Below are 3,127 nucleotides of genomic sequence, written 5' to 3' on the forward strand. Positions count from 1 at the left end.
GTTCCCGGTTCGGATTTCATTTCCGGTGGCCGTTGGAGGGCCTTTGCCTTTCGGCGTGTTCACTACTTTAGCGGATTCCCTCCGCAACTCATAATCGAGTTCCGCGAGTTCGAATTTCGACATGCAGGCATGCGAAATAAGACCCCGCCGAGGGGAAGTCGTAGGTAGTGGTTGGCCGCTTCCGGTGTCCGGCAGATTGCCGTGACCGGTTCAAGCGGCTCGGACTACATTACGGATGCCCCAAGGACGCGTCAAGTTCGGCGGCGTCGGGGCGTATGGGCCCGATAGGGGCTCACCGTAGGGTCGTTGGCCGTCCAGAAGCGCCACGGGTGGACGCCGCCCTCCCCCGACACCCCGGTGCGGGGGCCGCTCCTGACCTGGTCGGGGTGGGTGGGCGTGCCGGAGAGCACGGTGAACGGGGAGGCCGGGTCTCCGCAGACGTCGCTGCCGTTGAGCCTGCGGTCCACGTCAAGGGCGGTGGCCAGGCGTGCGGGGCCTTTGGCCAGTTCCTTGTCGTTGCGGGCCGATAGTCGACGTTTGCGCGCCAGTTCGGTGCCCTCGGTGATCTCCCCCGCGCGCAGCAGGACCGCGCTCGCCATGCCCGGTGGACCGCACACCAGGTTCATGCAGTGCCACATGCCGTAGGTGAAGTAGACGTACACGTGTCCGGGCGGTCCGAACATCACGCCGTTGCGGGCGGTGCGACCGCGATAGGCGTGGGAGCCGGGGTCGACCTCCCCCGCGTACGCCTCCACCTCTGTCAGACGGAGTTCGATCGGACCGTCCTCCGAGTCACGGACGAGGACGCGGCCGAGCAGGTCCGGGGCGACCTCGAGGACGGGGCGGTCGAAGAAGTCACGCGTGAGGGGCGTACGGTCAGGGGCCGCGATCATGGCGTACGAGCGTAGTGCACCTGGTCTTTGGGCACGGGTGGTCCTCGGGTCGTCCGGTTGCCAGGGTGATGACACGGAACCGGGCGCGGTCCCCTCGCGTTTGTACCGATCAAGGATTCAAGTCGAGACGAGCCACAGGCGGCGGCCTGGGGATGGAGAGTCATGGGGTTCAAGAAGCTGCTCGCGAGTCTGGGGGCCGGTGGCGCCTCGGTCGAGACCGTGCTGACCGAGGTCAACGTGGTGCCGGGCGGCGTGGTCCAGGGTGAGGTGCGGATCCAGGGCGGGTCCGTGGACCAGGAGATCGAGGGTCTCTCCGTCGGTCTGCAGGCCCGGGTCGAGGTCGAGGGCAACGACCAGGAGACCAAGCAGGACATCGAGTTCACCAAGGTGCGGCTCGGTGGCGCCTTCACCCTGCGGGCCGGTCAGGTGCACGCGGTGCCGTTCGGCCTGGAGATCCCCTGGGAGACGCCCGTCACGAGCATCGACGGGCAGCAGCTGCGCGGCATGAACATCGGTGTGACCACCGAGCTGGAGATCGCGCGCGCCGTGGACTCGGGCGACCTTGACCCGATCAACGTGCACCCGCTGCCGGCGCAGCAGGCCATCCTGGACGCCTTCATCCAGCTGGGCTTCCGCTTCAAGAGCGCCGACATGGAGCGCGGTCACATCCGCGGTACGCGGCAGAAGCTGCCGTTCTACCAGGAGATCGAGTTCTACCCGCCGCAGCAGTACCGCGGCCTCAACCAGGTCGAGTTGAGCTTCGTCGCGGACGACCGCGAGATGGACGTCGTACTGGAGATGGACAAGAAGCCGGGTCTGTTCAGCGAGGGCAGCGACTCGTTCCGTTCGTTCAAGGTGGGTCTGAACGACTTCCAGGGCACGGACTGGGCGGCGTACCTCAACGAGTGGCTGTCCCAGGTCGGCAGCAAGCGCAACTGGTTCTAGGCTCGGAGCGAGCAGCGAGAGCCAGCAACCAACCAGGAGGTGCCGACGTGAGCGAGCTCAAGAGGCCGCCGCTTCCCCATGACTTCCACCCGCCCGTGCCGTCGTTCACGGTCGTGAGCGAGGACTTCGAGCCGGGGGCGGTCCTCAAGGACGCTCAGGTCTACGCGGCCGGGAACACCTCGCCGCAGCTGCGGTGGGAGGGCTTCCCGCCGGAGACCAAGAGCTTCGCCGTGACGTGCTTCGACCCGGACGCCCCCACGGGGAGCGGGTTCTGGCACTGGACCGTCTTCGACATCCCGGTCTCGGTGACGGAGCTGCCCGGTGGTGCGGGCAGCGGCAAGTTCGAGGGGCTGCCGGAGGGCGCGGTGCAGGTGCGCAACGACTACGGGACGAAGGACTTCGGGGGTGCGGCGCCGCCGCCCGGGGATCCGGCGCACCGTTATGTGTTCACCGTGTACGCGGTGGACCAGGAGAAGCTGGGTCCCGACTCGGACGCCTCACCCGCGGTCGTGGGGTTCAACCTCCGGTTCCACACGCTCGCCCGCGCACAGGTCGTCGCGGAGTACGCGGCCCTCGCGGAGAACTGAGCGTTCATCGTTTGTTTGCCCGCCTCTGGTCATGGAAGTGATCAGAGGCGGGCATTTTTTATTGCGTTGTCCATCTCGGCGTGCCCGGCCAGAGTTGATCCCAGCCCGCCAGGCGGTGGGCCGGTGCATAACGGGAGGTGGGCAGGTTGATGCGGGACACGCTGGTGCTGAACGCGAGCTTCGAGCCGCTCTCGACGGTGTCGCTCAACCGGGCCGTCGTCCTGGTGCTCCAGGACAAGGCCGTGGTCGAGCACGCCCACCCCGGACTGCGTGTGCGCGCGGCGGCGATCGACATCCCGGTGCCGCGGGTGATCAGGCTCTGCAGGTATGTACGAGTGCCCTTCCGAAGACAAGCTCCATGGTCCAGGCGGGGTGTCCTTGTCAGGGACAGGCACCGGTGCGCGTACTGCGGCCGGCGTGCGACGACGGTGGACCACGTGGTGCCGCGGGCGCAGGGTGGCGCGGACTCCTGGTTGAACACGGTCGCTTCGTGCGCGACGGACAATCACCGCAAGGCGGACCGGACGCCGGACGAGGCGGGGATGCCGTTGCTGCGGCAGCCGTTCGAGCCCACTCCCGCGGATGCGATGCTCTTGTCGCTTGGGCGGGATGAGTTGGCGTCGCTGCCGGACTGGTTGGCGCAGCCCGCGGCCTAGACCTCAACCGTTACGGCCCGCAGCCAGGCACCGGTCGGTGCCTGGC

At 67.7% G+C, this 3,127-nt stretch carries 4 protein-coding genes; 3 read left to right on the forward strand and 1 reads right to left on the reverse strand.

The features are described 5' to 3' along the window. Positions 1 to 251: 251 nt before the first annotated feature. Entirely contained in the window at positions 252 to 893 is a 642-nt protein-coding gene (locus ACFWZ2_RS43410; protein ID WP_384555324.1) for a DNA-3-methyladenine glycosylase, read from the reverse strand. Positions 894 to 1,055: 162 nt separating this feature from the next. Between ACFWZ2_RS43410 and ACFWZ2_RS43415 the strand changes: the two genes are divergently transcribed. From ACFWZ2_RS43415 to ACFWZ2_RS43425, 3 genes are all read left to right on the forward strand, one after another. After that, positions 1,056 to 1,838: a sporulation protein gene (locus tag ACFWZ2_RS43415; RefSeq protein WP_384555325.1), complete on the forward strand. Its 783-nt coding sequence runs from the start codon at positions 1,056 to 1,058 to the stop codon at positions 1,836 to 1,838. A 47-nt stretch (positions 1,839 to 1,885) separates the two neighbouring features. Then, entirely contained in the window at positions 1,886 to 2,425 is a 540-nt protein-coding gene (locus tag ACFWZ2_RS43420; RefSeq protein ID WP_384555326.1) for a YbhB/YbcL family Raf kinase inhibitor-like protein, read from the forward strand. A 149-nt stretch (positions 2,426 to 2,574) separates the two neighbouring features. Next, positions 2,575 to 3,081, forward strand: a complete 507-nt coding sequence (locus ACFWZ2_RS43425; RefSeq protein WP_384555327.1) for an HNH endonuclease — start codon at positions 2,575 to 2,577, stop codon at positions 3,079 to 3,081. The last annotated feature ends 46 nt before the right edge of the window (positions 3,082 to 3,127 follow it).

This window comes from Streptomyces sp. NPDC059002, assembly GCF_042740435.1.
In the GTDB taxonomy this organism is placed as follows: domain Bacteria; phylum Actinomycetota; class Actinomycetes; order Streptomycetales; family Streptomycetaceae; genus Streptomyces.

Bases quoted from the DNA above. Each gene is read 5' to 3' on its own strand.
- ACFWZ2_RS43425 (WP_384555327.1), top strand. From the start codon at position 2,575: ATGCGGGACACGCTGGTGCTGAACGCGAGCTTCGAGCCGCTCTCGACG.
- ACFWZ2_RS43410 (WP_384555324.1), bottom strand. From the start codon at position 893: ATGATCGCGGCCCCTGACCGTACGCCCCTCACGCGTGACTTCTTCGAC.
- ACFWZ2_RS43415 (WP_384555325.1), top strand. From the start codon at position 1,056: ATGGGGTTCAAGAAGCTGCTCGCGAGTCTGGGGGCCGGTGGCGCCTCG.